Genomic DNA, 4,961 nt, shown 5'->3' with positions numbered 1-4,961 from the left:
ATAAATAATCCAAAACTACACAAAATAAACTTGTTGATCACGATATAGCCCGTCGGGGTTGTGCGCGGCGCGAAGCGCCGGACCGGTGCAGGATGGGCGGTATGGGCGAGAAGGGATCCGGTGAATTCGACCGGGACATGCGGTACCTGACCACGCGGATCACGGCCGACGGCCGCGACGGATACGCGGTGGAGCCGGGGCGATATCGCCTCATCGTGGCCCGGGCCTGCCCATGGGCCAACCGGGCGATCATCGTGCGCCGCCTGCTCGGGCTCGAGGAGGCCCTGTCGATGGGCATCGCCGGGCCCACGCACGACGAGCGGAGCTGGACCTTCGACCTCGACCCGGGCGGTCGCGACCCCGTGCTGGGGATCGAGCGGCTGCAGGAGGCGTTCCTCAAGCGCGACCCGGACTATCCGCTGGGCATCACCGTGCCGGCCATCGTGGACGTGCCGACCGGGCAGGTGGTGACCAACGACTTCGCGCAGATCACCATCGACATGTCGCTGGAGTGGACGAAGTATCAGCGCGAGGGCGCGCCGCAGCTTTACCCCGAGGCGTTGCGGCCGGAGATCGACCGGATCAACGATCTGGTGTTCCGCGACGTGAACAACGGCGTGTACCGGGCCGGATTCGCGAGCAGCCAGGAAGCCTACGAGCGCGCGTACACCAGGCTGTTCGATCGTCTCGACTGGCTCTCCTCCCACCTGGAGAGCCGGCGGTATCTGGTCGGGGACACCATCACGGAGGCGGACGTGCGGCTCTTCACCACGCTGGCCCGATTCGACCCCGTCTACCACGGACACTTCAAGTGCAACCGGCAGAAGCTGAGTGAGATGCCGGTGCTGTGGGCGTACGCGCGGGATCTCTTCCAGACGCCCGGGTTCGGCGACACGATCGACTTCGTGGACATCAAGCGGCACTACTACGTCGTGCACACCAACCTCAATCCGGCGCAGATCGTGCCGGCCGGGCCGGATCTCACCGGCTGGCTGACCCCGCACGGGCGCGAGTCGCTGGGCGGGCGGCCCTTCGGGGACGGCACTCCCCCGCCGCCTCCTCGCGAACCGGTACCAGCCGGCCACGGTGCGTAAAGATCGCAAGTGTGGGGCGGTTTTTGTGGTCCGATCAGTTATAGGTTCCTCGCCATGACCGACGACGAGCTGGACGTGCGCGCATTCGCCAACGAGTTCCGCGCGTTCATGAAGGCGTTGCAGCGGGCCACCCCGCCGCCCGAGCCGACGGAGCTGGCCCGCCGGCTCGGCGAGCACCTCGGCGCCGACCCGGGCGAGCTGCCGGTCACCGTCGAGTCGCTGCCGTCGTACGAACAGGCGAACGTGCAGGCCGCGATGGATGCATACCTGGCCGGCGACGGCATCGAGGCCGACCTGATCGGCGTGGTCGGCAGCGGCCGCGAGCACCAGGGTTTCGCCGACCTGGTCGACGCGGCCCGCAAGCACGGACAGTACGACCTGGGCGCCGTCGATTACGCCACCGTCTCGGTCGGCGTGGGCAAGGAACAGGCCTGCGTCAACTTCGGTCTCTACCTCATCACCACGCCGGAGCATCGGCTGGCGGCCCTGGTGCGGCTCAGCGGCCACCGGCGGGCCGTGCCCGAGATGCTGATCGAGGTGATGTGCTCCGACGCCGATGCGGCCCGCCAGTTCCTGCGGACCATCCGCGAATACACCGTCAAGCACCACGTCTGCCGCGGCCAGGTGTTGTCCTTCGAGTCCTACGAGTACGGCGACGGCATCGGCCCGCTGCGCTTCCATGAGCGTCCGCACGTGGACGCGGCCGACGTGATCCTCCCGAACGGCGTGCTCGACTCGGTGCACCGGCAGATCCTGGGCGTCGCCGAGCACCGCGACCGGCTGCTCGAGGCCGGGCATCACCTCAAGCGCGGCGTCGTGCTCTTCGGCCCGCCGGGCACCGGCAAGACGCACACCATCCGGCACCTGATCGGCGCCCAGCCGGACACCACGGTGATCGTGCTGACCGGGCTGGGCGTGCAGTTCATCCGCGAGGCCTGCAGTCTGGCCCGGCTGCTGCCGCCGGCCCTGGTGGTGCTCGAGGACGTGGACCTGATCGCCGAGGAACGCACGATGTCGCACCTAGGCATGGGCAACCCGCTGCTCTTCCAGCTGCTCAACGAGATGGACGGCGTGGCCGGTGACGCGGACATCGCCTTCCTGCTCACCACCAACCGGCTCGACCTCGTGGAGCCGGCGCTGGCGCAGCGGCCCGGACGGGTGGACCTGGTGGCCGAGGTGCCGCTGCCGGACGCGGCCGGGCGCCGGCGGCTGCTCTCGCTTTACGGCGTCTCCGCGCACCTCACTCCGGACGAGGTGGAACGCGTCGTCAGCTCGACGGCCGGCACGACCGGCTCGTTCTTCGCCGAGCTGTCCCGCCGCGCCGACCTGCTCGCCGCGACGGCGGGCGACGCGTCGACCGGCATGTCGCATGTCAGCGCCGCGCTGGAGGAGCTCGGCAAGAGCCGATACGCGGTGTCCAACGCGATCGCGGCCTTCAGGAACTCTGGAGGGCTTCCCGAAGAAGCTCACTCAACTGCCTCACCCTCTCCGGCGCCATATGTCTGAGCAGGTCCTGCTGCGCTGACAGGCCGGAATCGACGGCTTGATCGATGATCACCAGACCGCCCTCGGTGAGCCGGACCAGCACGCTGCGGCGGTCGCTCTCCGACGGACGGCGGACGATGAGGCCGGTCTTCTCGAGCCGGTCCAGACGGGCGGTGGTGCCGCCGCTGCTCAGCATCATCGAGGTCGCCAAGGCGCTGGGCGGCAGCTCGTAGGGAGCCCCTGAGCGGCGCAGGGTGGCCAGCACGTCGAACTCGGGCCGGCCGATGCCGTACTTCATGTAGGCGGCGTGCGTGGCGCTCGCCCCCGCCGCCGCCAGGCGGAACACCCGCCCGAAGACCGCCATGGCGGTGGTGTCGAGGTCGGGCCGCTCATGGGCCCACTGCTCAATGATCGCGTCAACGCCATCTCTCATGCTCCGATTATCTCGACGTCGAACTTCTTGACAAGGAGATGCTCCTGCGAAAGTATCTCGATGTCAAGATACTTCATGTCGAGGGAGTTCCGATGAGAGCGCTGCTGCTGACCTCGCTCACGCCGATGGTGTGGGGCACCACCTACGTCGTCACCACCGAGTTCCTGCCTCCCGGCCGGCCGCTCCTCGCCGGTCTGCTGCGCGCGCTGCCCGCCGGTCTCCTGTTGCTCGCCGCGACCCGTCGCCTGCCTCGCGGCGACTGGTGGTGGCGGGCGCCGATCCTCGGCGCGCTCAACATCGGCTTCTTCTTCCCGCTGCTGTTCGCGGCGGCCTACCGTCTGCCCGGCGGTGTGGCGGCGGTGCTCGGCGCGGCCCAGCCGCTGGTCGTCGCGGGCCTGACGGTGCTGCTGCTGACCGAGCGGGTGCGGCTGCGCACGGTGCTGGCCGGCGTGCTCGGCGCCGGCGGCGTGGCCCTCGCGGTGCTGACCGCGACCGCCCGGCTGGACGCGCTCGGGATCGCCGCCGGGCTGGCCGGCACCATGTCGATGGCGCTGGGCCTGACGCTGACCAAGCGGTGGGGGCGGCCGGACGCGTCGCTGCTGACCGTCACCGGCTGGCAGCTGACCGCCGGTGGCCTGCTGCTGGTGCCGATCGCGCTGTTCTTCGAGGGGGTCCCCGACGGGCTGTCCTGGACGAACGTGGGCGGCTACGCCTACCTGTCGGTGATCGGGACGCTGCTGGCGTACACGAACTGGTTCTGGGGCCTGGAGCGGTTGCCGGCCGCCCGGGCATCCCTGCTCGGGTTGCTGTCTCCGCTGGTCGCGACCGTGCTGGGCTGGGCCGTGCTCGATCAGCGCCTCACGCCGGTGCAGGTGGGCGGGATGCTGCTCGCCTTCGGCGCGGTGGTCTGGGGCCAGCGGTCAGCGCAGGTCCGTGTTCGCGATGATGTGCTGGTGGAACCCGCCACGAGCGGCCCGCAGCATCGCCCGGCCGAGGCGGTCGGTGCTGGTCACGTATTTCGGGGTGAAGCGGTCGAGCAGCGTCAGCAGCGGGTTCGCGAGTGCGTAGCCGGTGCGGTATAGCCGCGTCTTCGACGTCGCTCCGTGGGTGGGGACGATGATCCCGGGTCGGAAGGCGTACCCGTTCGGCAGCATCTCGATGATCTCCGCCTCGGTCCGTCCCTTGACCCGCTGCCACATCTGCCGGCCGTCCGGGTCGGTCCCCGCCCCCGAGACGAAGACGAAGGTCAGAAGCGGGTTCAAGGCCTTGAGGGTACGCGCGGCCGCCATCGGGAAGTCGTAGCTGACCCGGGTGTAGTCGGCCTCGCTCATGCCCACCGACGACACACCGAGGCAATAGAAGCAGGCGTCGTATCCCGCGAGATCGTCCATGATCGGGGACAGATCGGAGAAGTCGGTGAGGGTGACCTCGCGCAGCTTCGGATGCTTCAATCCGGTCGGCTTGCGGCCCACGGTGAGCACCTGGTCGACGTCCTTGGCCAGCAGGCTCTCGCGGAGCACGCCCTGGCCGACCATGCCCGTGGCGCCGAAGACGATGACCCTCATGGCCCCTCCCCTTATTGTCGTACCGGTTGCCTATGGTGTCCCGGTGCCCGTTGAACGCTGGTCGCCCGCCCAAGTCATAGCGCTCGCCCCTGACGCTAGTTCGCTGCGGGGCGCTCGTGGCTTGGGCACGCCGGGCCACTGGGCGTCGAGCGGCCGCACCGACGACGTCCTGTGGGGACTGTGCAAGGGCAGCGGGAAGAATCCTTACCAGGTCGCGGTGGATCTCAACGGCCCGGCGTACAAGTGCTCGTGTCCCAGCCGCAAGTTTCCCTGCAAGCACGCCCTGGGTCTGCTCTTCGTCTGGGCCGAGACCGATCTCGGCTCCGGCGCTGCCCCCGAGTTCGTGGCGCAGTGGCAGGCGTCGCGGTCGGCCCGGGTCGCTCG

5 protein-coding genes and 1 pseudogene are annotated in these 4,961 nt (G+C 69.3%); 4 read left to right on the top strand and 2 right to left on the bottom strand.

Translation table 11 applies throughout. The features are described from left to right. The first annotated feature begins 101 nt into the window (after positions 1–101). Both AB0M20_RS27150 and AB0M20_RS27145 read left to right on the top strand, forming a co-directional pair. Positions 102–1,094 carry a glutathione S-transferase C-terminal domain-containing protein gene (locus tag AB0M20_RS27150; RefSeq protein ID WP_364302883.1) on the top strand — a complete coding sequence of 331 codons (993 nt, stop codon included), beginning with the start codon at positions 102–104 and terminating at the stop codon, positions 1,092–1,094. Between the two features lie 54 nt (positions 1,095–1,148). After that, the gene (locus AB0M20_RS27145) at positions 1,149–2,600 is read left to right on the top strand and encodes an ATP-binding protein (protein WP_364302882.1); all 1,452 of its coding nucleotides are present in this window, start codon (positions 1,149–1,151) and stop codon (positions 2,598–2,600) included. Here the strand turns inward: AB0M20_RS27145 and AB0M20_RS27140 are convergent. Then, entirely contained in the window at positions 2,530–3,012 is a 483-nt protein-coding gene (locus tag AB0M20_RS27140) for a MarR family transcriptional regulator (RefSeq protein ID WP_364302880.1), read from the bottom strand. The genes AB0M20_RS27145 and AB0M20_RS27140 overlap by 71 nt on opposite strands. 92 nt (positions 3,013–3,104) lie before the next feature. Between AB0M20_RS27140 and AB0M20_RS27135 the strand changes: the two genes are divergently transcribed. Continuing rightward, positions 3,105–4,094: an EamA family transporter gene (locus AB0M20_RS27135; RefSeq protein WP_364302879.1), complete on the top strand. Its 990-nt coding sequence runs from the start codon at positions 3,105–3,107 to the stop codon at positions 4,092–4,094. A 156-nt stretch (positions 4,095–4,250) separates the two neighbouring features. Here the strand turns inward: AB0M20_RS27135 and AB0M20_RS27130 are convergent. Then, positions 4,251–4,577 (bottom strand): annotated as a pseudogene (locus tag AB0M20_RS27130) (NAD-dependent epimerase/dehydratase family protein); the annotation flags it as partial. 121 nt (positions 4,578–4,698) lie between these two features. Here AB0M20_RS27130 and AB0M20_RS27125 point away from each other — a divergent pair. After that, a partial coding sequence (locus AB0M20_RS27125) for an SWIM zinc finger family protein (protein ID WP_364302878.1) occupies positions 4,699–4,961 on the top strand: 263 nt, incomplete at its 3' end.

The organism is Actinoplanes sp. NPDC051633, from assembly GCF_040681735.1.
Lineage (GTDB): Bacteria > Actinomycetota > Actinomycetes > Mycobacteriales > Micromonosporaceae > Actinoplanes.
The sequence above is the reverse complement of the archived record's forward strand: the minus strand, read 5'-3'. Positions and strand labels throughout refer to the sequence as shown.